This is a genomic window from Collinsella sp. Sow4_D11 (assembly GCF_052116465.1).
Taxonomy (GTDB): domain Bacteria; phylum Actinomycetota; class Coriobacteriia; order Coriobacteriales; family Coriobacteriaceae; genus Collinsella.
The window spans coordinates 1-21,506 of sequence record NZ_JBQKLA010000015.1 but is presented as its reverse complement, the minus strand read 5'-3'; the positions used below and the strand labels follow the sequence as shown (position 1 = coordinate 21,506).

The following is a 21,506-nucleotide window of genomic DNA, read 5'->3' as shown; positions in this document are numbered from 1 at the left end:
CCTACGGCGCTGTCGCGGCGCTTTTTGAAAGGACGAAATTATGAACGATATCCAGGGCTATCAGAACGGCCCCATCGAGACCGGCGCAAGCCGTGCCAAGGAGATGTCGCCGCGCGCGTACAACCTTGCCATGTCTGCCCTGATCTTTTTGGGTTTTTGCGCTATGGGCGCTGGCGCCTACTTTACGGGCACCATGTCGTTTGCGCGCATGATGATGAGTGGCGCCGCCCTGCCGCTGGTCTTTGGCTCGTTTATCCTGACCATTGTCGGCATCGTCATGATGTCGGCCGCCGCCAGCAAGCAGTCCGTGGGCCTGTCGCTCGCGGGTTACGCGATCTTTGCGAGCACCTTTGGTCTGACCGCGTCGTTTGGCCTTGCCAACTACGACCTGCCCACCATCAACACCGCCTTTATCGCCACTGCCGCCATCACCTTTGTCTTTGGCGCACTGGGCGTGACCTTCCCCAAATTCTTCCAGCGTGTGTATGGCATTGGTTTTGGCATTCTGCTTGCCACGATTCTGGTCGAGATCGTGCTGATGTTCATGGGCGTCTCGCAGACCATCACCGACCTGATCGTGATTGTGGTGTTCGCCGGCTTTATTGGCTACGACACCTATGTGGCCACGACGGTGCCGCCCACGCTGCCCAACGCCGTGCTCATGGCGTCCAACCTGTTCGTGGACATTATCAACGTGTTCCTGCGCATCCTGAACATCCTTGGTCGTCGCGACTAGTGCCAGATTGCAGCGGTGCTTGCCGCGCGCAAATCGATGCGAAAGGCGGTCCTTCGGGGCCGCCTTTTTTGTACGCGGCGGGGTATCATGGATGGGAAAAGCCGATAGCGGCAGCGACCGAGAAAGGTGACCACTTATGGCAGACGTCGACAACAGGAACCGTAACCGTAGGCCCAACCGCGCGGGACAGCCCAATCCCAAGCGCGAGGCCCGTGCCAAGGCCGCCGAGCGTCACGTGGCGACTGTGTCCGAAGCGTGCGCAAAGGATATCGAGCGCTCGCTTGCCGGCGTGCGCGAGTTCGAGGGCATGCCTGCCGGATTTGTCGCGGCGATGAAGGCTAAGGCCCAGGTGGCTGCTGCCGAAGAGCAGGTTGCCGATGAGTCTGAGGCCACCGAGGTTGCGCCTGCCGAGACCGAGGTCGTGGCCGAGCCTGTGCCCGCAGAGGAAGCCACGGAGACCGAGCCCGCGCCTGCTGCCGAGGAGCCCGCTCCGGTCCTGCCCGAGGTCACCGTGCTCGACGCCTCTGCCACGCAGGCCATTCTGGATAACGGCCGAGGCTACGCGCAGTTCTGCGACATGGCCGTGCTCGCCTTTGCCTCGTTCACCAACCCGGGCGGTGGCTACATCCAGGGCTATCTGGGTCAGGAGGCCACGCTCTGTGCCGATTCGTATCTGTACAATGTGCTCGATAAGCAGCGCAAATGGTACGGCGAGAACCGTCGCCGCAACATCAACTGTGAGCTGTACCGCAACCGTGCGCTGGTGGTGCCTGCGGTGCGCTTCGACCGCAACCACGTGCATGCGTACGCCGACGTGATCGTTGCCGCTGCGCCCAACGCCAAGCGCGCTCGCCAGGAGTATCGCGTGGGTGACGATGCCCTGCTGGACGCCCTGCGCGATCGTATCCGCTTTGTGCTGGCCATCTGCGACGAGCTTGGTCGCGAGAAGCTCGTGCTGGGCGCCTGGGGCTGTGACAACAACGGCTTTGACGCCGAGGCCGTGGCCGAGCTCTTCCGCAAGGAGCTCGCATCGGGCGACTTTAAGGTCAAGCAGGTCTTCTTTGCCGTGCCCTCTACGCGCTGGGATGAGGATTTTGCCAAGTTCGAGCACGTGCTGGCAAGCTTCCCCGAGCGCAACGAGGAGTCCTATGCCCAGGTTGCCGCCCGTGCCGCGGCCGCCCGTGCCGCCGAGCAGGCTCATGCCGCTGCCGAGGACGACGAGGATGATGACGACTGGCGCAAGTATCTGTAATCGGTGCGCGCTGACAGATAGGTCGAGCCGGCGGGAGGGGCTGCTCCCGTCGGCTTCTTGCTGAAGGAGGGGCTTGCGATGAAAAACGTCCTGTGCTTTGGTGACAGCAATACCTATGGCTACGATCCGGCGGGCATGCGCGATGGCACCGCGGTGCGCTATGCGCACGATGTGCGCTGGTGCGGCGTGGCCCAGCGCGACCTGGGCGAGGGCTGGCATGTGATTGAGGAAGGTCTAAACGGCCGCACGACGGTGCGCGACGATATGTGCCATCTGGACACCAATCTCAACGGCATCCGCGCGTTGCCGATGCTGCTCGAGGCCCATAAGCCGCTGGACGCCATTGTGATCATGCTGGGCACCAACGACTGCAAGACGGTCTTTAACGTGACAGCTTCCGATATCGCCCGTGGCGCCATGGCGCTGATTCGCGCCGTCCGCGCGTTTCCGTGGACCGACGCTGCGCCCTGCCCGCGCATTCTGCTGATGGCGCCTATCAAGATTAAACCGCAGATCGCCGATGTGTACATGACCGACTTTGACGAGCGCTCCGTCGAGGCCTCGGAGCATTTTGCCGAATACTATGCGTATGTCGCTGAGCAGTTTGGCTGCGACTTTTTGAATGCCGCCGATTTTGCCGAGCCGGGCGATATCGATTATCTGCACATGATGCCCGAAAGCCACGAGAGCCTGGGCCACGCCGTGGCAGCCAAGCTCCAAGAGATGCTCGGTGAGTAGCGCAGCCCCAAACCACCACAAAGGGACGGGCGCCTTTGTGGTGGTTTGTGCGGTGGTTTTGGCTGCTGGCTTTTTAGTACTGCCACATGTGGTTGACGGGGCCGGAGCCCTTGCCCATGTTCAGGCCGGCGGCGAGAGCTCCTGTTAGGTAGGCCTTGCCGGCGTTGACGGCATCGGCAAGATCCATGCCCTGGGCCAGCGCGCAGGCGATGGCGGACGAGAGCGTGCAGCCGGTACCATGCGTGTTGTCGGTCTCGATGCGTTTGTGACGGAACCACGTGGTGAGCGGATCGCCCAGGTGGTTGCCCTCGTCATCGAGCGGCGCGGGCTCTGCTAGCACATCGTTGGCCTCGTTGACAAAATGCCCGCCCTTAACGAGGGACGCGCAGCCAAAGCGGCGGGTGAGGAGCATAGCAGCGTTTTGCTGTGTGCGCTCGGAATCGACCTCGTAGTCGAGCAGCGCCATGGCCTCGGGAATATTGGGCGTGATGACGGTCGCCAGCGGGAACAGGCGGCGTGTAAGCGCTTCGGCGGCGTCCTCGGCGATGAGGCGAGCGCCCGAAGTGGCGACCATGACGGGGTCGACGACGATATTTTGTGCGTCCCAGGCGCTCAGGCGGTCGGCTATGACTTCGATAATCTCGGCAGAAGAAACCATGCCGATCTTGACGGCACTGGGGCGGATATCGTCAAAAACGGCATCGATCTGCGCCGCGACAATTTCCGGGGAGATGTTCTGCACGGCGGTGACGCCTAGGGTGTTCTGTGCGGTGATGGCCGTGATGACCGTCTCGGCATACAGGCGGTGCGCCGTGATGGTCTTGATGTCGGCCTGAATGCCGGCACCGCCGCTGGAATCGGATCCTGCGATGGATAGAACGGCTGGTACCTTACTGCGATCCATGTTCGCTCCCTTGTTCGGTCGGATTCAAATGGGTCTCCTGCCCACATTATAAAGTTGCCCGGGCCGGCTGTATGCCGATCCCGGGCGGGTGTGCAATCTTTACGTAAATGTAAGAAAATGTTCACAAGTTAACAATTGGCAGGTGCTGCGGCAAGCCTATAGGCGATCGCGGCGATAAGGCTAGTCCTCCATGCCGAGGTCGATCGTCGTGCCCTCGAACACCTTGTTGACGGTGCGGACGGCGCACATCTTGCCGCACATGGTGCAGGTGCCCTCGGTGGCAGCAGGGGATTCCTCGTAGCGCTTCTTGCCGGTGACCGGGTCGAGCGCGCACTTCCACATGGCGTCCCAGTCGAGCTTGCGGCGTGCCTGGCCCATCTTGTCGTCCATGTCGCGGGCGTGGGGCACCTTTTTGGCGATGTCGGCGGCGTGTGCGGCAATCTTGGTGGCCATGAGGCCGTCGAGCACGTCCTGGGCGTTGGGCAGGCACAGGTGTTCGGCGGGCGTCACGTAGCACAGGAAGTCGGCGCCGGAACTGGCGGAGATGGCGCCACCGATGGCTGCGGTGATGTGGTCGTAGCCCACGCCGATATCGGTCACCAGCGGCCCGAGCACGTAGAACGGGGCGTTGTGGCACAGGCGCTTCTGCAGTTTCATGTTGGCGGCGATCTCGTCGAGCGCCATGTGCCCCGGGCCCTCGACCATGACCTGGACGCCGGCGGCCCAAGCGCGCTTGCACAGCTTGCCCAGCTCGATCATCTCGGCGGTCTCGGTGGCGTCGTTGGAGTCGTAGAGGCAGCCCGGGCGGCAGGAGTCGCCGAGCGAAATCGTCACGTCGTACTCGTGGCAGATCTCGAGCAGCTCGTCAAAGTACTCGTAGAAGGGGTTCTCGTTGCCGGTGACCTCCATCCAGCCAAACAGCAGTGAGCCGCCGCGGCTGACGATGTTCATGAGACGGCCGGTCTCCTTAAAGGTTTTGGTGACCGACTTATTGATGCCGCAGTGGATGGTCATAAAGTCCACGCCGTCCTCGGCGTGCGCGCGCACGACCTCGAACAGGTCGTCCTTGGTAAGCTTGACAAGCGGCTTTTCCATGTAGCCGATGGCGTCGTACATGGGGACGGTGCCTACCATGAGCGGCGTCTCGTCGATGAGCTGCTGGCGGAATTGGCGCGTCTTGCCCGAGTTGGAGAGGTCCATGATGGCGTCGGCGCCAAAGTCCTCGGCGATCTTGACCTTCTTCCATTCCTCGGCGGCATCGGCCTTGTCGCCCGAGATGCCCAGGTTGACGTTGACCTTGGTAGACAAGCCCTCGCCGACACCAAAGGCGCGCATGCCCTTTTTGATATGCACGATGTTGGCGGGAATGGCGATGCGGCCGTCGGCCACGCGCTCGCGGATGTACTCGGGGTCGCGATGCTCGCGCTCGGCAACCTCCTTCATCTGCGGTGTGATTTGCCCGGCGCGGGCGAAATCGATTTGCGTGACGAGCTTGGGCTCGGTCTGTGTGCTCATTGGCACGGCTCCCTTCGTTGGCATTACCCATATCAGGTTTGCGGGTCAGGGCGGGCGCGCCCAGTCTCAGCCTGCCGTCTTGTCCTGCAAGCTCCCCGTTTATGTGGCGGGCTCAAGTATAGCTCGAATGGGTACGATTGACGCGACGAGCATGCCCGCGGGGAGGCGAACATGGAAGACAAGCATCTGTATCGAGAGACGCAGTGGGATGTGTCGGCCGAGGAGAGCCGCGCCCATCATGGGCTGGTCGCAATTGGTTTCGCGATTCTTGTCGTGATGGTGATTGCCTGTTGTATCTGGACGTTTGGCGGGCGTGGGGGAGTTTCCTGGACGTTTGAGGCGGACGATAGCCTGCCGATTATGACGGCGAAGGTCGCGGGTGGCAATACTGTTGCCGCGCCGGGCGACTATTGGTATCCGCGCGACAAGTTTGTGCAACTGCAGCTGAGCGGTGGTTCCATTCCTGGTGAAGAGATCGAGCGTGTGACCTTCGATGCGTCGCTTAGGACGCTGTCGGTCGAGCTCAAAAATCAGGGGGATGTACCCACGACCATGGATATAGCCCTGACGGAATGGCGCCTGGAGCCTCCGTCGGGTGTTGAGGCGTCCGAGGTGGAGCACGTTAAGGTTACCTACCAAGATGGCTCGACGACCGAGATTGCAAAAGCCGACGGCCTGGCGGAATAGACGCCGTGCCTAGGCAGCACATTCAAAAGTAGTGGTAGTCCTACAAGGCCTGTTCGTTCAGGAAGACCAAAGTGTTTTTATTTGAAAGCTCGGGAAAGTAACGATAACCAACGTCGAACGCGGTGAGCCCGCTTACATCCTCGAACTTGTTTTCTGCCATCCAGCGCACCATGGAGCCGCGCGCTTTTTTGCTGGCGGTCGAGCGTTGGATGGGCTTGCCGTTGCGGATGCCTTCACCAAAGAGACATGTGACGACCGTGGTGTCGGTGGTGAGGCGGGTCAGAACGGCTTTGGCGTATTCCGCGCTGGCGAGGTTGACGATCGTGGCGTTGGAGCCTGCCGGAGCGATGACCCGTGCGAGCTTGTCGCCCCAAAACGCGTAGAGGTCTCGGGCATCGTCGACGGCAAGCTTCGCGCCCATCTCCAGCCGATACGGTTCAACGGCATGAAAGGGGCGTACGCATCCGTAAAGGCCCGAGAGGATCCACAGATGGTCTTGCAGCCATGCGAGCTGTGCGGAATCCATCACCTCGGGCGCCATGCTTTGGTATTGAATGCCGTGATAGGACATGACGGCAGGGGAGAGGTGACGGGCGAGTGCGGGATTGTCGAGATCGCCGTTTTGCAAGATGGGCTCGAACTCATGCAGGGTGTTGAGGCAGGGCCCCAGCAGTTTGTCACTCACGTTCCACAGCGCCTGCAGGCTGCCGCTGCCTTCATTCCGCTCGATATCTAGCAGTGCGCGGTGGAGGCGAGCCGTCTCGCGCACAAAAGGTGGAATGCCCAGGACTTCAAAAGCATCTTGGGCCGCGCGCATCTGCTTGGCGGGCGAAATGATGACCTGCAGCATGGACTCTCCTCTGTCAAAAAGGAAGTTGCGGTGTAATACGGTCTGTTTTGGCCGTTTATGGGCCAGTTTAGTCCGTATCTCACCGCAACTGATGAAGGGTTGATTAGGCGCGCTCGATGAAGGCCTTGTAGCCGCGATAGGCCTCGTAGATATCGGCCTTGTTGGCGACCTCCCACAGGGCGTGCATGGACAGGACGGCAACGCCGGAGTCGATGACGTTCATGCCGTACTTGGCCATGATGTAGGCGATGGTGCCGCCGCCGCCCGCGTTGACGCGACCGAGCTCGCAGGTCTGGAAGTCCACGCCGGCCTCGTCCATAATGTCGCGGATGAGGGCCATATACTCGGCGTCGGCGTCGTTGGAGCCGCCCTTGCCGCGGCTGCCCGTGTACTTGTTAAAGCACAGGCCGCGACCCATAAAGGCTGCATTCTTGGTCTCGAACTTGCCGGCGTAGCCTGGGTCGAAGCCGGCGGATACGTCAGAGGAGAGCATGCGGCTGCGGGCGAGTGCGCGGCGCAGGGCCAGCGGGCTGCCCTCGCCGGCGAGCGTCATGATCTCGGCGACGGTGTTCTCGAAGAAGCGGCTTGTCATGCCGGTGGCTCCCACGGAGCCAATCTCCTCCTTGTCGACGATGAGCGTGATGCTCGTGCGCTCCACGTTGGCCACATTGATCTGGGCGAGCATGGAGGGGTAGGCGCAGACGCGGTCGTCGTGGCCATAGCCCAAAATCATGGAGCGGTCGAGGCCCATGTCGCGGGCGGGGCCGGCGGGCACGACCTCGATTTCGGCGGAGAGGAAGTCCTCCTCCTCGACGTCGTACTGCTCCTTGAGGATATCCAGGAACATCTGCTTGACGGGCTCGGTGGGGGCGTCCTTGTCGTCCTCGTCAAATTTTACGGGTCGGCCGCCCACGATCACGTCGAGGATCTCGGCGTCGACGGCGTCCTTGGCGGGCTTGGACATCTGCTCGCTCGAGAGGTGGATCAGCAGGTCGGAGATGGTAAAGACCGGATCGTCGGCCTTGTCGCCGATGTTGATGTCGACGGTGGTGCCGTCCTTTTTGCAGATGACGCCCACGAGTGCGAGCGGGGAGGCCACCCAGTGGTAGCTCTTGACGCCACCGTAGTAGTGCGTGTCGAGGTAGGCCATGTCGCCGGCCTCGAAGGCGGGATTTTGCTTGAGGTCCAGGCGCGGCGAGTCCACGTGGGCGCCCAGGATGTTAAAGCCCTGCTCGAGCGGGGCGGTGCCCAGGTTGACGAGCATAAGATCCTTGCCGTGGTTGGCGGCGTACACCTTGTCGCCTGCCTTGAGCTCGCGGCCTTCGGCGATCACGGTCTCCAGGTCGACGTATCCCGCCTCCTCGGCCATCTTGATGCCGGTCTTGACGCACAGGCGCTCGGTCTTGTTCTCGCTCAAAAACTGCTTATAGCCGCGGCAAAGCTCCTCGAGCTCCTCGATTTGCTGTGGCGTGTACTTTTTCCATGCGCAGGGACGCTCCATGACGCAGGCTCCTTTCGGATCGATCGTGCTGGTTGTTGTACCGTGAGCCATCGTATCACTCGGGAACGCGCGGTGGCGGGGGAGCTTGATGTGCGGTGGCCGCGGGGCGGGGAGCGTGTAAACTGGAGTGAGCAAGCCGTGCCCAGTCCAAAGCGAGGTATTCAATATGTCTGACAAGCGCCGCACCTTTGCCGTTATCGACGGCAACTCGCTCATGCACCGCGCCTTCCACGCCGTGCCGCCGACCATGAACGCACCGGATGGTCGTCCCACCAACGCGATCTTTGGCTTTCTGAACATGTTTCTTAAGATGATCGATGCCTTTAGTCCCGACGGTGTGGTCGTGGCGTTTGACAAGGGCAAGCCGCGCGTGCGCATGGAGATGCTGCCGCAGTACAAGGCGCAGCGCCCGCCCATGGACCCCGGTCTGCATGCGCAGTTTCCCATGATTAAGGAGCTGCTCACGGCGCTCAACGTGCCAATTCTGCAGTCCGAGGGCTGGGAAGGCGACGATATCCTGGGAACCATGGCACGCCTGGGTGAGGAGGCCGGCTGCGACATGCTGCTGGTGACCGGCGACCGTGACATGTATCAGCTTGTGACCGAGCACGTCAACGTGGTCTCGACTCGCAAGGGCCTGTCCGACGTGGCGATCATGACGCCCGAGAGCGTGGACGACCTGTATCACGGCATTACGCCGGCGCTCGTGCCCGATTTTTACGGCCTGAAGGGCGATACGTCGGACAACATTCCCGGCGTACCGGGCATCGGCCCCAAAAAGGCGAGCGCGCTCATCGCGCAGTACGGCAGCTTGGACGAGGTCATTGCGCATGCTGACGAGGTCAAGGGCAAGATGGGCGAGAACCTGCGTGCACACATCGACGATGCGCTGCTGAGCCGCAAGGTTGCGACCATCCGCACCGATGCACCTGTCGAGCTCGACTTTGACGCGACGTCCTTCCCATCGTTTTCTGCCGATGAGGTGTCCGCGGCGCTGGGCGCACTTGGCATTACGGCCATGCAGAACCGCTTCCTGGCGCTGATTGGCGGCGAGGGCGGGGTCGTGCCCGCTGCCAGCGCGTTCGAGATACCCGCGGTTTCGCGTGCCGCCGCCGGCGACGCTGAGGCACTTGCTGCTGTGGCGGCCGAGATCTCTCGCGCGATTGATGCGGGCGAGTGGGTCGCCGCCGTGGTGGACGATGACAAGGAGGAGGGTGCGCTCTTTGGCCTGACGCGTACGCTGTGGCTGGCGACGCCCAAGGGGCTCTTTGCGCTCGAGGAAGCCGATGACGGCACGCCTGCCGCTGTCGAGGGCTTCAATTCTGCCCACGGCGTTATCGCTGGCGTGCTCGCGCGCCTGTTTATGGAGGGCCGCGTGGCGAGCCCGGACATGAAGGCGTTGCTGCATGAGCTTTCGCCCATCGATTCTTCTGAGCCCGAGCTCATGGACCCGCTGGCAGTCGATTCCGTGCGCATCTTTGATACCGTGGTTGCCGCGTACCTGTTGGATTCCGACCGCTCCGAGTTTGACGAGGCATATCTGGCCGATACCTATCTGCAGATGGCGCTGCCTGCGGCGCGCGGTGCGGATGGTGCTGGCGAGGACGCTCCTGCTCCTGCTGCCCGTACCGCGGCGTTGACGCTGGCACTCGTGGCGCCGCTTCGCGACCGCATGGCCCGCGAGAACGCCGCCAACGTGTTCGATGGCATTGAGATGCCGCTCGTGCCGGTGCTTGCCAAGATGGAGCGCGCGGGCATGCTCGTAGATCCCGACCGGCTGCACAGCCTGTCCGAGGGCCTGGCGACCCAGATCACCGAGGTCGAGCGCAGCATTCGCGACCTGGCAGGTGATGAGACGTTTAACATCGGCAGTCCCATGCAGCTCTCGCACGTGCTCTTTGACGTTATGGGGCTTCCGACCAAGGGCCTCAAAAAGACCAAGCGCGGGTACTATTCGACCAACGCCAAGGTGCTGAGCGACCTTGCCCGTGACCACGAAATCGTGCGCCTGATTTTGGACTGGCGTGAGAAGTCCAAGATTAAGTCGACCTATCTGGACACGCTAGGTCCGCTGCGCCGTGGTGACGGTCGCGTGCACACCACGTACAACCAGACCATCACGGCAACGGGTCGCCTGTCCTCGAGCGACCCGAACCTGCAGAACATCCCGACGCGCTCTGAGCTGGGCCGTACCGTTAAGACGGCGTTTTCGGCAGGCGAGGGCAGCGTCTTTTTGGCGGTGGACTACTCGCAGATCGAGTTGCGTCTGCTGGCGCATCTCTCGGGTGACGAGCACCTGGTGCGCGCCTTTAACGAGGGCGAGGACTTCCATGCCGAGACGGCCGCGCGCGTGTTTGGCGTTTCCGTGTCCGAGGTAACGCCCGACCTGCGCAGTCGCGCCAAGGCCGTGAACTTTGGCATTGTGTATGGTCAGCAGGCGTACGGTCTGTCGCAGTCGCTACATATCTCGATGGCCGAGGCGCGCGACATGATCGATCGCTACTACGAGGCCTACCCGGGCGTGCGCACGTTCCTCGACAACGTGGTGGCGCGCGCCAAGCAGACGGGCTATGCCGAGACCATGTATGGCCGTCGTCGCCATATTCCGGAGCTCAAGGCCAAAAACCCGCAACTCCGTGGCTTTGGTGAGCGTACGGCCATGAATCACCCCATGCAGGGCACCGCCGCCGACATCATCAAGATCGCCATGGCCCGCGTAAGCCGCCGCCTGGAAGAAGAGGGCTTTGCCGCCCACATGATCTTGCAGGTGCACGACGAACTGGACTTTGAGTGCCCCGTCGACGAAGTCGAGCGCCTGACCGCCATGGTCCGCGACGTCATGGAGCACGTAGTAGACCTCCGCGTACCCCTCATCGCCGAAGCCAGCACCGGCATAACCTGGGCCGACGCGAAATAGGAAAGTAACCACAGTTCCAAAGTAACTAAAGGCAGAAGGAGGCTCCTTGCCAACAAGGAGCCCCCTTCATTCCAAAAAATCAGCCAAGTATCTAGACACCCAAGACGCCATCTAGGCGGCAAGCAAGTCAACATAGCCATGCCCGGGGCCGGCCGTTTGATTTTTGTAGATTCCGCACGAGCCGAAGGCCACTTAATGTGGCCTTCGAGCGAGCCCAGGACCTGACCGAGCAAAAATCAAACGGCCGGCCCCGGGCATGGCGACGAGATAGATTACCGAGCCGCCAAGATGGCGTCGATGAGCGTCAGTACGCCCCCGTCGTTGTTGCTCGGAATGCGCCATTTAGCATGCGCGTTCATATGCTCCTCGGCATTGTCCACGATAAAGCTATGCCCGACGCGCTCGAGCATAGGGATATCGTTGTAGGTGTCGCCCACGGCGGCGGCATCGGCGATATCGATGCCCAAGTGCTCGCACAGGTGCGCGACGCCGGCGCCCTTGTCGACGCCCAGGTTCATAAAGTCGATCCACTCGCGGCCCGCATTGGTGACGTAGAGCTGATCCGAGAACGTGGGGTTATAGGTCTCGCGGAACGCAGGCTCAGCGTCGTAGGCGGGGAAGAAGATCGAAATCTTGTTGGACTCGAAATCAATGCCCTCAAAGCTGTCGACGTAGTTGATTGTGTTGTAGTAGACGCTGATCTCGTCGTGGTATTGATGGTCGCGGGCAAGCACGTAGAACTCGTCGAAGCAGCACAGGACGGGAACGGCGCGAGAATCCTCCGAGGCACGAGCGAGCACCTGTTGATACAGCGCCACATCGATATTGCTCTTATAGATATAGTTGCCGCGATATATCACGCACGCGCCGTTATCGGGGCAAAAAGCGATGCGGTTCTTGATGCCCTCGAACATCTCCTCGAGCTTGGGGGCGGGACGTCCGCTGGCGGGGCAGAATACGATGCCGGCTTCGGCGAGCTTGTCCAGGCGTTCGTCAAGGCCTTGCGGCAGCACGCGCTCGTCGGTCAGCAGCGTCTTGTCCATGTCGACGGCGATGAGCTTAATGTTTTCGATATTGGCGTCCGATTCGTAAGTTTGCATAAAAGCGAGCCTTTCGTTTCGAAATTGTTTCAGACGTTATAACCAACAACTCGTAACCAGGCGTATTTTCGCAGGAACGGAGCGTATTTGCACTGCATTTCACAAACTAATGAAAAAACTTTTCAGATATTTGAATTTGTCGCTTGTGCAGCGGGCACTTTAGCGTAATATAGCGACCATCGAAAACGGAGACGGCAAAAGAGCCGCTTACCGAGGAAAAGGTACCGTTTGCGATATTAGAATTGCGCCCGGCGATGTGTGAAAGGAGAGGCAGATGCAGTTCGTAAAGATCATCACCACTGCAGACAATGCCATCCGACGCCAGCGCGCAATTTCCCGACGACGATAACAATCGTCTCTGTCCGCATGGGGCGAATTGCCTCAACAGAGTCATTTTAAGGTCGTTGGGTTTTAGCACGACATTGCTGCATGTTTCTAGGGCATGTATGTGCTGATTTTTGCTATTTAACCTGATATTGCACGGTACGTGACCTTGAAATGACTTGCAACTGACCGATGTTCTAACTAGCTACCAAGGGCGAAAGGAAACAGCCATGAGCAAGGAAAAAGTCGTTCTCGCATATTCCGGTGGACTTGATACATCCGTATGTGTCAAGTGGCTCCAGGACGAGAAGAATCTCGATGTCGTTTGCGTCTGCGGCAACGTGGGCCAGGAGGAGACCGGCCTGGATGCCAAGAAACAGAAAGCGCTCGACCTGGGCGTTCTTGATTGCCAGGTGCTCGACCTGCGCGATGAGTTCTCCGATGAGTTCCTGACCAAGGCCATCGCCGCAAATTCCATGTACGAGAACAAGTACCCGCTGCTTTCCGCTCTGTCTCGCCCGCTGCTCGCCAAGAAGCTTGTCGAGGTCGCCCACGAGTTTGGCGCGACCTACGTCGCCCACGGCTGCACCGGCAAGGGTAACGACCAGGTTCGTTTTGAGGCTGCCGTCAAGGCCCTCGACCCTGAGCTTAAGGTTATCGCCCCGGTGCGTGAGTGGGATCTGAAGTGCCGTCCCGACGAGGTCGCCTATGCTCACGCCCACAACGTGCCGGTTCCCGAGGGCGCTAACGACAACCCCTATTCCATCGACGACAACCTGTGGGGTCGTGCCATTGAGTGTGGCCACCTGGAGGATCCCTGGAACGAGCCGCTCGACGACGCCTGGGTTATGACCAAGAATCCCGAGGACACGCCCGACACCCCGACCTACACCGAGATTGAGTTTGAGGCCGGCAAGCCCGTCGCCGTCGACGGCAAGAAGATGAAGCTCTCCGAGATCGTCATCGCCCTCAACAAGATTTCGGGCGATAACGGCTTTGGTCGCCTGGACCTGGTCGAGGATCGTCTGGTGGGCCTCAAGAGCCGCGAGTGCTATGAGGTTCCCGGCGCCCTGACGCTTATCACCGCCCACAAGGCACTCGAGGATATTTGCGTCGAGGGCGACCTGCTCAAGACCAAGATTAAGCTCGAGCAGGATTGGGCCACCGCCGTGTACAACGGCCAGTGGTACAGCCCGCTCAAAAACGCACTCGACGCCTTTATGGCCGATACCCAGAAGTTCGTGACCGGTACCGTCCGCCTGAAGTTCTTTAAGGGCAGCTGCCATGTTGTCGGCCGCAAGAGCCCCTTCAGCCTCTATGACTACGGTCTGGCCACCTACGACCGCGACACTACGTTTGACGAGAAGGCCAGCGCCGGCTTTATCGAGATCGACACGCTGTCGCTCAAGACGTGGGCCAAGGTCCAGGGTCCCAGCTCTGCTGCCGCCCAGGCTTAAGCCTTTCTCCCTTGGTATCCGCGCGGCCCATCCGCGTGATACATAACGGGCGCATGGGGTCCCTACCTTTCGTTATGCTTGCTGACACTTCTTAACATCGGTGGCCCCTACATTCCGCCCGCATATATGATGCCGCGCCTGCGGCTGAGTCCGAGCCCCGCCGGGGTTGTCCGGCGGGGCTCCTTCTATCAATTTGGCGGCTCTGCGCCTATATATATCTGAGGAGTATCCATTATGTTCAATGCTATCGCGCATGCTTTACTTGCCCTCGCGCCCGAGTTCGATGCTGCAAAGGGCGAGGATGTCCCTATGAGCCTGAAGGCATGGATTGACGGCTCGGCGAGCAACGGCTGGCGGGAGTCGATGGGCGCCAAGTGCCTGGTGCGTCACTTCTTTGCAAATTAGCCACATGGCCTCGCGCACGGCGGGGAATGTGCAAAACTAGCGGTTGATAAATCGCTTTAGCGACATGGCGCTTTGCTTTGGGCGCTTGTTTTGGTATTTGGAGAAAGGGGACGGTTCCATGGCTCTTTGGGGCGGTCGTTTTGAGACAGGCGTGGCCGAGGTCACGCAGGAGTTTGGCGCGTCGCTGCCGGTCGACAAACATCTCTATAAGCAGGATATCGCTGGCTCTAAGGCACATGCCAAGATGCTGGCGGCCCAGGGCATTATCAGTGCAAAGGACGAGCAGGCGATTGCCGAGGGTCTGACCGCAATCGAACAGGATATCGATGCCGGCAACTTCACCTTCGATATCAACGACGAGGACATTCATATGTCCATCGAGAGCGAGCTGACCCGTCGCATCGGCGAGGCGGGCAAGCGCCTGCATACCGGGCGTTCGCGCAACGACCAGGTGGCGACCGATACGCGCCTGGGCGTCAAGGCGCTGGCCAAGGAGCTCATGGAGGCCAATCTTGAGCTGCGCCACGTGCTGGTGGATGCGGCCAAACAGTACAACAAGGTGATTCTGCCGGGTTACACGCACATGCAGCATGCTCAGCCCGTGCTGCTGTCGCATCATCTGCTGGCGTATTCTTGGATGTTCGCGCGCGACTTTACACGCCTGAAGGCCGCCTTTGATGCTGCCGACAACTGCCCGCTGGGCGCTGCCGCGCTTGCCGGTACGAGCTATCCGCTCGATCGTCAGATGACGGCCGCCGAACTTGGCTTTGCGGGCGTGATTCCCAACTCGCTCGATGCGGTTTCCGACCGTGATTTCCTCCTCGATCTGCATTACGCCGGCTCCGTCATGGCGATGCACCTTTCGCGTCTTTCCGAGGAGATCGTGCTGTGGTCGAGCTCCGAGTTTGGCTTTATCACGCTTTCCGACTCGTATTCCACTGGCTCGTCCATCATGCCGCAGAAGAAGAACCCCGATTTTGCCGAGCTTATCCGCGGCAAGAGCGGCCGAGTCTATGGCAACCTGGTGCAGCTGCTCGTGACCATGAAGGGCCTGCCGCTCGCTTATAACAAGGACTTGCAGGAGGACAAGGAGGGCGCGCTCGATACCGCCCATACGCTCATGCAGTGCCTGTCCGTTATGGCCGGTATGATTTCGACCTGGACCGTCAACGAGGATGCCATGGCGCGCGAGTGCGGCGTGGGGCACCTTGCCGCCACCGATGTTGCCGATTACCTGGCCAAGCGTGGCCTGCCGTTCCGCGAGGCCCACGCCGTGGTGGGCCATTTGGTCCTGATGTGCGAGAAGCGCGGCTGCAATCTTGAGGACCTGCCGTTTGAGGTGTTCCAAGAGGCAAGCCCGCTCTTTGAGCACGACATTACCGAGGCGCTCGACATTCCGTCGATTGTCGCTGCACGCACGACCGAGGGCGGTACCGCCCCTGCCGCCGTTGCCGTGCAGCTGCAGCGTGCCCAGGCACAACTCGTTGCCGACGAAGGTGTGCTTGGATCGCTGACCAAGGTCGTCGAGATGGGCCACGGGGCAAAGTAAGGGTTTAGTTGAAGCGGCTTTGGCCATTTATTGATAAATCGTTTTTGCTTTTACGGGCGTCTGCTGCAGCGGACGCCCGTATTTTGTTGCAATGGGAAAGGGGCTTGTCGATAACTTCTGTAGGACCTTTGGGCAGGTTGTGAAGGGGCTACGTTCACGGGCGGCAACCGACCGTCCACTCGGTTCGGTGCGGTTGATGCGCGGTCGGATGGTACTCTAATCGGGCTTCGAAACAGAAGTGACACATATGGAACGTTTTAATAAATTGTAGTGTTTCAATAAACAGTTTTTTGTTTAACTGCAGCTAAAACTCTGTTACGATGCAGTCCAGGCGGGTGCCGGAATGGGACTTGGGCACGCGCGAACCTACTTGAAAGGCTACCTTATGGCTATCGAGAAGACCTTCATTATGATTAAGCCCGACGCTGTGCGCGATCGCAAGATCGGCGAGATCGTCGCTCGCATTGAGCGTAGCGGCCTTGTCATCGAGCGCATGGAGATGACCACGCTCGAGCGTGCTACCGTCGAGGAGCACTACGCCCATCTGGCGGACAAGCCCTTCTTTGGCGGTCTCTGCGACTTTATGACGAGCGGTCCGGTCGTCAAGATGGTCGTTTCCGGTCCCTCCGCTGTCTCCAAGATGCGCACCCTTATGGGCGCTACCAACCCGCTTGACGCTGCCCCCGGCACCATTCGCGGCGACTTCGCTGTCGATGTCAACGCCAACGTGATCCACGGCTCCGACTGCCTGGAGAACGCCGAGATCGAGATCAAGCGCTTCTTTGGCTAAACCAGCTTTGACTCCTCAAAGCTGTTAGCGTGTGGCTTTGGCGCCGCGGAATTCCATCCGTGGCGCCCTTTTTATTCCAGTAGATTTCTAGGTATATCCCAAAAATCTAATAAAGAGCCCCCGCCCGGATTTGCGTTCCGGACGGGGGTTTTCGTTGGCGTATGGCGTTGTAGGTCTTTAAGCTTCGTCGACGACCTTGAGGCCGCGGGTCTGGTCGATCTCGTTGAGGAGATTGACGCGACGCTCGTGACGGCCGCCCTCAAACTCGGCGTCGAGCCACTCGTCGACGATCATCTTGGCGAGCTCGGAGCCCACGACGCGGGCGCCAAAGGCGAGCACGTTGGTGTTGTTGTGCATGCGCGAGAGCTTGGCGCTGAAGGGCTCGGAGCACACGACGGCACGAACGCCCTCGACCTTGTTGGCGGCCAAGCTAATCCCGACACCGGTGCCGCAGATCAGGATGCCCAGATCGACGTCGCCGTTGGCTACGGCTTTGCCCACCTTGTAGCCGGCGATGGGGTAATCAAAGCTCTCGGAGGTGTCGGTGCCAAAGTTCACGACCTCGCAGCCGCGCTCCTTCAGGTGCTCGGAAATGATGTTCTTGAGCTCGACGGCGGCGTGGTCGTTGCCGATACCGATCTTCATGAGTGGTTCCTCTCTGGTCCGTGCGGCGGAATTGCTAAAGGTTTTACCGCGTTCGACTGCATGATAGCGCGTCTTTTGCCTAAACACTCGGGCGTTTTTTGGTCAAACGCTTTAGCGGACACGAACATCAGCCCATCACGAAAAATGCCGCCAATTTGCTTCTGGCGGCCGTCTGCCGGAACTCGACTTGCGGTTTTTGGTGCCTTGTTATCAAATGGAGAAGTTGATACTTGCGAGAGCAACCCGTTATACATGTAGGAGATACCTATGCCTACCGATTCCATCCGTGATGCCGCGTTTTGTGATGTTTTGAACCGCGAGCTTGTCTGTGCGCTCGGCTGCACCGAGCCCATTGCCGTTGCCTATGCGGCGGCGCTGGCGAGCCAGACGCTCGGTTGCGAACCCGAACATATGGATGTTGCCTGCTCAGGCAACATCATCAAGAACGTAAAGAGCGTGACCGTGCCCAACTCGGGCGGTATGCACGGTATTGAGGCCGCGGCCGTGCTGGGTGCCGTGGGCGGTGACGCCAAGAGCGCGCTCGAGGTGCTCGAGAGTGTTGGCGATGCAGACCGTGCTCGCGTGACCGAGCTGCTCTCCGATGCCGACTACTGCGATGTGTCGCTTGTCGAGGGTGTGCCCAACCTCTACATTATGGTGACTGCCACGGCCGGAGGTCATACTGCGGTCGTCGAGATCACCGACCATCACACCAATGTTACGTGCCATACACTCGATGGCATTCCGGTGTGTGGCAAGTCGGCGGGGGAGTGTGCCGCCTGCGCCGAGCGCGTCGTGGCCGAGCGTGCCGCCGATACGCCCATGTCGATTGAGTCTATCATTGACTTTATCGAGGACGGCGACATCGAGGGCGCCCGCGCTGCCGTTGAGCGTCAGATTGAGCTGAACGGCGCTATTAGCGCCGAGGGCTTGGCGAACGCTTGGGGCGCCGAGGTGGGCCGTACGCTGCTGGGCGCTCGCGCCGACGATGTCGCCTGCCGTGCGCGTGCGCGTGCGGCCGCCGGGTCTGACGCCCGTATGAACGGCTGTGCGCTACCGGTCGCCATTGTGTGCGGCTCGGGCAACCAGGGTATTACCTGTGCGTTGCCCGTTATGGAATATGCCGACTACCTGCGCTGCGACCACGAGCGCCTGGTGCGCGCCGTGATGCTGTCTGATCTTATTGCCGTGCATATCAAGAGCTATATTGGTGCGCTCTCGGCGTTTTGCGGTGCTATTTGCGCTGCGTGCGGTGCCGGCGCGGCGATTACCTGGTTGTGCGGTGGCACGCGCGAGCAGATCGGCGCGACGGTCTCCAATACGCTCGGTAACGTGGGCGGCATCGTGTGCGATGGCGCCAAGGCAAGCTGCGCCGCTAAGATTTCCGCTGCCGTTGATGCGGCGATTCTGGGCCACGATATGGCCATGCAGGGCCGCGGCTTCCGTGCCGGCGAGGGCCTGATTCAGGATACGGTGGAAGAGACGATCGCCAGCATGGGCTATGTGGGCCGCGTTGGCATGAAGGATACCGACGTCGAGATCCTCAACATCATGATCGGCAAGACCATCGTCGACTGCTAGGGGCTCTGGGGCACTGCATCTTGTTGTTGAAACTATCGCGCTTGTGGCTGTAAAGCACCTGTCTGCATTGCGGACAGCGAGGATCTCGCGGTGGGTCACCAGGTCGTTCTCGCGCTTGATGCGCTCGAGGACGGTCGCGACAACAAGCGCCGCTATCGCCGGCAGGAACGCCGCAGCCGCGGCGACGCCGGCGCCCCAGGTGCCCTCCATCCAGTTAAACGCCGGCGACAGTATCAGTGCGAACGCCACCGCCAGCCGCAGCATCCGCGTTCCCATGCGCTTGCGATCTCTTTCGACTGCCTCTTCCATAACGGTCACGTCTCCCTTCACGAGCGTGTCTATGGAGGTGTCGAATAGGATGCTCAGCATGAGCAGGCTCTGGACGTCCGGATACGTCTTGTCCCGCTCCCAGTTGCTGATCGTCTGACGCGACACGTAGAGTTTCTCGGCGAGCTGTTCTTGGGAGAGCCCCATCGCCTCGCGCCTCGTCTTTACTCACCGGCACGTCGAGCGTCTCACCGAGGGCGACGAGCATCTCCGCGTTGGGCACCGAGAGCCCGCGTTCCCATTTGGAAACCGTCTGCCTCACCACGTTCAACTTGAGCGCGAGCTCCTCCTGCGATAGCCCTTTCGATTTCCTGAGGGCCTGGATGTTCTCGTTCAGCATGGCGGATCCTTTCTCTCGCCCGGTTCCTACGTTACCGCAATGCTGTCCGCAGATGGCCCGTTGCCGCAAGCAACGGGTCGTAACATCGGCGGGGATTGTTTGAGTTCACAGGGGATGCAAGCTCCTAATAATATGACGTCCATTTAATCTACCTGCGGTTTGCAACCATAGGGTGCCTGCAGGTTGCGTAAAATGAAGCCTCAAGTTGGTGGTTTCCGCCATGTGGCTACCGTAGTGTGTAAGTCGCCGGCAGGAAAGCACCGAACGCTGGGATGCCGCGCCCGCGCCGTCGTCGTGAGCCAAGATCATGACGCCCGAGCGGTCGCTCCCAGCCAACGAGAGGACCTACTATGAGCTTCCGTACCAACCTTCAGTATCTGCGCGCCGAGCGCCATATGACCCAGGAGCAGCTCGCCATGCTGCTTGGGGTGTCCCGCCAGTCCGTCACCAAGTGGGAGGCCGAGAAGTCCTACCCGGAGATGGATAAGCTCATCAAAATGTGCCAGATTTTCGAGTGCTCGCTCGATGACCTGGTGCAGGGTGACCTTACCGATCGCGCTCCGGCACCCGCCGTCGCTACCGTGCCGCCCGGTCCCGCGACGGATGTGTGTGGCTATGACGACCACATGCGCTCGTTTGCCAAGCGAGTTCCCACGGGTGTCGCCGCGTTTATCCTGGGCGTTGTGGGGCTCGTGCTTTTTGAGGAAGGGACGGCTCTGCGCGGCCTGTTCAATAGCAGTATGGCTGCAAGTTGGGGCGAGCTTCTGGGGCTGGCCGCCCTGTTCTCCGGCGTGCTTGTGGGCATTGGCATCTTGGTTTCTGCTGGCATGGAGCACTCTGCTTTTGTGAAGGCGCATCCCTTTATCGAGGATTTTTATACTGACGATGATCGTCTTCAGGCGCGCCAGGTGCTGGTACGCGGGTTGGTTACCGGGCTCATGCTCATCATGATGGGGGTTCTGCTGGGCAACTTCATCGAGTATGAGTCTGGCGCGGAGGCTCCTGCGGGCGCTGCGTTGCTCGCCCTGGTCGCGGTGGGCGTATGGCTGATTGTCCATGCGGGCATGATGTACGGTCGCGTGGATATCGATGAGTACAACCGCGATGCGGTCGAGGAACTCGAGGTTGAGGACATCGCCCGCATCGATGTTCCCGAAGCGGTGCGCAACGAGCTGCGCTCCGCAAAGCGCACGCACAAGAAGATCGAGGCTGCTTGCGGTGTCATCATGCTCGTTTCCACCATCGTTGCGCTGAGTTGGCTGTTTTTGGGTCCTTCGTTCGCTGGGACCACATGGGACGCCATCGGTAGTGGGCGTCAGGCGGCCGATTCCATCGTCGGCTACTTTTGGCTGCCTTGGCCAATTGGAGGCATTCTCTGCGGCATCGTCAGCATTCTCATGAAGGCCTTCGGAAGGGACCGTTGAGTAGCTGGAATTTCACTAGTGCTTGCCGTCAATTTGAAGTCTTCGGCTGCGGGCACCTTCGAGTCCGCATCACGAGCGCAACGCTGGCGCCCAAAAGCGCCGATTCTTGACGCGCGTGATGCGGACTTCGGCAGATGCTGCCTCTAGTTCAGCAGCCCCCACACGGCAAAGCCGAGTGCTCCGCCGATGGCGGCCGCGGCGAAGAAGGTCAGCAAGTCGTACGCCAGTCGATGCTTCGTCGGCCACGCGCGGCGGGGGAGTACCCGCGGATCGCGCTCGATGTTCGCCTCGCCGTTCATGAAGGCGAGGATCTCGCGGTATGTCACCAGGTCGTTCTCGCGCTTGATGCGCTCGAGGACGGTCGCGACAACAAGCGCCGCTATCGCCGGCAGGAACGCCGCAGCCGCGGCGACGCCGGCGCCCCAGGTGCCCTCCATCCAGTTAAACGCCGGCGACAGTATCAG

The 21,506-nt window shown here is 60.6% G+C and carries 19 protein-coding genes and 3 pseudogenes; 12 read left to right on the top strand and 10 right to left on the bottom strand.

Annotated elements, in window-relative coordinates:
* Positions 1-40: 40 nt before the first annotated feature.
* From ACTQ40_RS07330 to ACTQ40_RS07320, 3 genes are all read left to right on the top strand, one after another.
* Positions 41-736: a Bax inhibitor-1 family protein gene (locus ACTQ40_RS07330; protein ID WP_154515280.1), complete on the top strand. Its 696-nt coding sequence runs from the start codon at positions 41-43 to the stop codon at positions 734-736.
* A 136-nt stretch (positions 737-872) separates the two neighbouring features.
* The gene (locus ACTQ40_RS07325; protein WP_441044745.1) at positions 873-1,988 is read left to right on the top strand and encodes a TIGR02452 family protein; all 1,116 of its coding nucleotides are present in this window, start codon (positions 873-875) and stop codon (positions 1,986-1,988) included.
* Positions 1,989-2,066: 78 nt separating this feature from the next.
* On the top strand, positions 2,067-2,726 hold the full coding sequence (locus ACTQ40_RS07320) for an SGNH/GDSL hydrolase family protein (RefSeq protein WP_427747774.1): 660 nt from the start codon (positions 2,067-2,069) through the stop codon (positions 2,724-2,726).
* Positions 2,727-2,799: 73 nt separating this feature from the next.
* Here ACTQ40_RS07320 and thiD read toward each other — a convergent pair whose 3' ends face one another.
* Complete coding sequence (gene thiD, locus ACTQ40_RS07315; protein ID WP_441041697.1) at positions 2,800-3,630, bottom strand: bifunctional hydroxymethylpyrimidine kinase/phosphomethylpyrimidine kinase; 831 nt, start codon at positions 3,628-3,630, stop codon at positions 2,800-2,802.
* A 180-nt stretch (positions 3,631-3,810) separates the two neighbouring features.
* Positions 3,811-5,145, bottom strand: a complete 1,335-nt coding sequence (thiC, locus tag ACTQ40_RS07310) for a phosphomethylpyrimidine synthase ThiC (RefSeq protein ID WP_099431544.1) — start codon at positions 5,143-5,145, stop codon at positions 3,811-3,813.
* 171 nt (positions 5,146-5,316) lie between these two features.
* Here thiC and ACTQ40_RS07305 point away from each other — a divergent pair, with 171 nt between their 5' ends.
* Complete coding sequence (locus tag ACTQ40_RS07305) at positions 5,317-5,832, top strand: hypothetical protein (RefSeq protein ID WP_441044744.1); 516 nt, start codon at positions 5,317-5,319, stop codon at positions 5,830-5,832.
* 40 nt (positions 5,833-5,872) lie between these two features.
* Here ACTQ40_RS07305 and ACTQ40_RS07300 read toward each other — a convergent pair whose 3' ends face one another.
* Positions 5,873-6,682 (bottom strand): YaaA family protein, encoded by an 810-nt coding sequence (locus ACTQ40_RS07300; RefSeq protein WP_427727597.1) that lies wholly within the window; start codon positions 6,680-6,682, stop codon positions 5,873-5,875.
* Between the two features lie 103 nt (positions 6,683-6,785).
* Positions 6,786-8,183, bottom strand: coding sequence for an aminopeptidase (locus ACTQ40_RS07295; RefSeq protein ID WP_427794724.1), 1,398 nt, complete (start codon positions 8,181-8,183; stop codon positions 6,786-6,788).
* Positions 8,184-8,349: 166 nt separating this feature from the next.
* Here ACTQ40_RS07295 and polA point away from each other — a divergent pair, with 166 nt between their 5' ends.
* The gene (gene polA, locus ACTQ40_RS07290) at positions 8,350-11,100 is read left to right on the top strand and encodes a DNA polymerase I (protein ID WP_441044743.1); all 2,751 of its coding nucleotides are present in this window, start codon (positions 8,350-8,352) and stop codon (positions 11,098-11,100) included.
* A gap of 272 nt (positions 11,101-11,372) precedes the next feature.
* Here the strand turns inward: polA and ACTQ40_RS07285 are convergent, their stop codons facing one another.
* On the bottom strand, positions 11,373-12,200 hold the full coding sequence (locus ACTQ40_RS07285) for a Cof-type HAD-IIB family hydrolase (RefSeq protein ID WP_441044742.1): 828 nt from the start codon (positions 12,198-12,200) through the stop codon (positions 11,373-11,375).
* Between the two features lie 554 nt (positions 12,201-12,754).
* Here ACTQ40_RS07285 and ACTQ40_RS07280 point away from each other — a divergent pair.
* The 4 genes from ACTQ40_RS07280 to ndk all read left to right on the top strand — a co-directional run bounded on the left by ACTQ40_RS07280 (position 12,755) and on the right by ndk (position 16,725).
* Positions 12,755-13,981: an argininosuccinate synthase gene (locus ACTQ40_RS07280; protein ID WP_441044741.1), complete on the top strand. Its 1,227-nt coding sequence runs from the start codon at positions 12,755-12,757 to the stop codon at positions 13,979-13,981.
* 234 nt (positions 13,982-14,215) lie between these two features.
* Positions 14,216-14,386, top strand: a complete 171-nt coding sequence (locus tag ACTQ40_RS07275; protein ID WP_441044740.1) for a hypothetical protein — start codon at positions 14,216-14,218, stop codon at positions 14,384-14,386.
* 118 nt (positions 14,387-14,504) lie between these two features.
* On the top strand, positions 14,505-15,935 hold the full coding sequence (gene argH / locus ACTQ40_RS07270) for an argininosuccinate lyase (protein ID WP_441044739.1): 1,431 nt from the start codon (positions 14,505-14,507) through the stop codon (positions 15,933-15,935).
* A gap of 385 nt (positions 15,936-16,320) precedes the next feature.
* On the top strand, positions 16,321-16,725 hold the full coding sequence (ndk, locus tag ACTQ40_RS07265; RefSeq protein ID WP_432317366.1) for a nucleoside-diphosphate kinase: 405 nt from the start codon (positions 16,321-16,323) through the stop codon (positions 16,723-16,725).
* 177 nt (positions 16,726-16,902) lie between these two features.
* On the opposite strand, the gene rpiB is transcribed toward ndk, so the two are convergent.
* On the bottom strand, positions 16,903-17,370 hold the full coding sequence (gene rpiB / locus ACTQ40_RS07260) for a ribose 5-phosphate isomerase B (RefSeq protein ID WP_055251633.1): 468 nt from the start codon (positions 17,368-17,370) through the stop codon (positions 16,903-16,905).
* Positions 17,367-17,654, bottom strand: coding sequence for a hypothetical protein (locus ACTQ40_RS07255; RefSeq protein WP_441563697.1), 288 nt, complete (start codon positions 17,652-17,654; stop codon positions 17,367-17,369). Before ACTQ40_RS07255 ends, rpiB begins: the two co-directional genes overlap by 4 nt.
* Between ACTQ40_RS07255 and ACTQ40_RS07250 the strand changes: the two genes are divergently transcribed.
* Both ACTQ40_RS07250 and ACTQ40_RS07245 read left to right on the top strand, forming a co-directional pair.
* Positions 17,638-18,951, top strand: a complete 1,314-nt coding sequence (locus ACTQ40_RS07250; RefSeq protein WP_441068120.1) for an L-cysteine desulfidase family protein — start codon at positions 17,638-17,640, stop codon at positions 18,949-18,951. The two genes, ACTQ40_RS07255 and ACTQ40_RS07250, sit on opposite strands and share 17 nt — an antisense overlap.
* Before the next feature lie 90 nt (positions 18,952-19,041).
* On the top strand, positions 19,042-19,308 hold the full coding sequence (locus tag ACTQ40_RS07245) for a hypothetical protein (RefSeq protein WP_441563701.1): 267 nt from the start codon (positions 19,042-19,044) through the stop codon (positions 19,306-19,308).
* Positions 19,309-19,341: 33 nt separating this feature from the next.
* On the opposite strand, the pseudogene ACTQ40_RS07240 reads toward ACTQ40_RS07245, so the two are convergent.
* Together ACTQ40_RS07240 and ACTQ40_RS07235 are read right to left on the bottom strand one after the other, a co-directional pair.
* Positions 19,342-19,431, bottom strand: a pseudogene (locus ACTQ40_RS07240) (helix-turn-helix transcriptional regulator); the annotation flags it as partial.
* 28 nt (positions 19,432-19,459) lie between these two features.
* Positions 19,460-19,618 (bottom strand): annotated as a pseudogene (locus ACTQ40_RS07235) (helix-turn-helix domain-containing protein); the annotation flags it as partial.
* Between the two features lie 350 nt (positions 19,619-19,968).
* Here ACTQ40_RS07235 and ACTQ40_RS07230 point away from each other — a divergent pair.
* Positions 19,969-21,042, top strand: a complete 1,074-nt coding sequence (locus tag ACTQ40_RS07230) for a helix-turn-helix transcriptional regulator (protein ID WP_441563696.1) — start codon at positions 19,969-19,971, stop codon at positions 21,040-21,042.
* A gap of 143 nt (positions 21,043-21,185) precedes the next feature.
* Here ACTQ40_RS07230 and ACTQ40_RS07225 read toward each other — a convergent pair.
* Positions 21,186-21,506 (bottom strand): annotated as a pseudogene (locus ACTQ40_RS07225) (XRE family transcriptional regulator); the annotation flags it as partial.

Bases quoted from the DNA above. Each gene is read 5' to 3' on its own strand.
- ACTQ40_RS07325 (WP_441044745.1), top strand. From the start codon at position 873: ATGGCAGACGTCGACAACAGGAACCGTAACCGTAGGCCCAACCGCGCG.
- thiD (WP_441041697.1), bottom strand. From the start codon at position 3,630: ATGGATCGCAGTAAGGTACCAGCCGTTCTATCCATCGCAGGATCCGAT.
- ACTQ40_RS07280 (WP_441044741.1), top strand. From the start codon at position 12,755: ATGAGCAAGGAAAAAGTCGTTCTCGCATATTCCGGTGGACTTGATACA.
- rpiB (WP_055251633.1), bottom strand. From the start codon at position 17,370: ATGAAGATCGGTATCGGCAACGACCACGCCGCCGTCGAGCTCAAGAAC.
- ACTQ40_RS07230 (WP_441563696.1), top strand. From the start codon at position 19,969: ATGAGCTTCCGTACCAACCTTCAGTATCTGCGCGCCGAGCGCCATATG.
- ACTQ40_RS07285 (WP_441044742.1), bottom strand. From the start codon at position 12,200: ATGCAAACTTACGAATCGGACGCCAATATCGAAAACATTAAGCTCATC.
- ACTQ40_RS07250 (WP_441068120.1), top strand. From the start codon at position 17,638: ATGCCTACCGATTCCATCCGTGATGCCGCGTTTTGTGATGTTTTGAAC.
- argH (WP_441044739.1), top strand. From the start codon at position 14,505: ATGGCTCTTTGGGGCGGTCGTTTTGAGACAGGCGTGGCCGAGGTCACG.
- ACTQ40_RS07305 (WP_441044744.1), top strand. From the start codon at position 5,317: ATGGAAGACAAGCATCTGTATCGAGAGACGCAGTGGGATGTGTCGGCC.
- ACTQ40_RS07255 (WP_441563697.1), bottom strand. From the start codon at position 17,654: ATGGAATCGGTAGGCATAGGTATCTCCTACATGTATAACGGGTTGCTC.
- polA (WP_441044743.1), top strand. From the start codon at position 8,350: ATGTCTGACAAGCGCCGCACCTTTGCCGTTATCGACGGCAACTCGCTC.
- ACTQ40_RS07300 (WP_427727597.1), bottom strand. From the start codon at position 6,682: ATGCTGCAGGTCATCATTTCGCCCGCCAAGCAGATGCGCGCGGCCCAA.
- thiC (WP_099431544.1), bottom strand. From the start codon at position 5,145: ATGAGCACACAGACCGAGCCCAAGCTCGTCACGCAAATCGATTTCGCC.
- ACTQ40_RS07320 (WP_427747774.1), top strand. From the start codon at position 2,067: ATGAAAAACGTCCTGTGCTTTGGTGACAGCAATACCTATGGCTACGAT.
- ndk (WP_432317366.1), top strand. From the start codon at position 16,321: ATGGCTATCGAGAAGACCTTCATTATGATTAAGCCCGACGCTGTGCGC.
- ACTQ40_RS07330 (WP_154515280.1), top strand. From the start codon at position 41: ATGAACGATATCCAGGGCTATCAGAACGGCCCCATCGAGACCGGCGCA.
- ACTQ40_RS07275 (WP_441044740.1), top strand. From the start codon at position 14,216: ATGTTCAATGCTATCGCGCATGCTTTACTTGCCCTCGCGCCCGAGTTC.
- ACTQ40_RS07295 (WP_427794724.1), bottom strand. From the start codon at position 8,183: ATGGAGCGTCCCTGCGCATGGAAAAAGTACACGCCACAGCAAATCGAG.